This is a genomic window from Novacetimonas hansenii JCM 7643, assembly GCF_000964405.1.
Lineage (GTDB): Bacteria > Pseudomonadota > Alphaproteobacteria > Acetobacterales > Acetobacteraceae > Novacetimonas > Novacetimonas hansenii.
Map to the genome: position 1 here is coordinate 1 of NZ_BANE01000175.1, position 255 is coordinate 255.

The window sequence follows — 255 nt, forward strand, 5'->3', positions numbered from 1 at the left end:
GTCTCGACACGCACCAGCGTCAGTTCGGCATCCAGTACGAGTGTGCGCAGACGTCCGGAAAAGCCATCAGCCGTGCGCGTGAAGAGTCCAATCTGCGCCATGTCAGTAATCCTCTGAGGTATGAGAAGGAGACGGGCTGGCGGCAGACGCAGGGCCTGCACCAACCCAGAGCGGTGTCGCGCGTCCGATCACGCTGCTGACCGGCAGAGGACCGAAATACCGCCCGTCGAGACTGCGAGGTTCGTGCGTGTTCAT

The 255-nt window shown here is 62.0% G+C and carries 2 protein-coding genes; both read right to left on the reverse strand.

Annotation, left to right across the window (positions count from 1 at the left end):
* The coding region (locus B7G66_RS17445; RefSeq protein WP_148424794.1) for a DUF736 family protein at nucleotides 1-101 on the reverse strand (101 nt) is incomplete at its 3' end.
* Nucleotide 102: 1 nt separating this feature from the next.
* Complete coding sequence (locus B7G66_RS12155) at nucleotides 103-255, reverse strand: S26 family signal peptidase (protein WP_200146827.1); 153 nt, start codon at nucleotides 253-255, stop codon at nucleotides 103-105.

What these genes read in the sequence shown, in the direction of transcription:
- B7G66_RS12155 (WP_200146827.1), bottom strand. Translation starts at nt 255, where the DNA reads ATGAACACGCACGAACCTCGCAGTCTCGACGGGCGGTATTTCGGTCCT.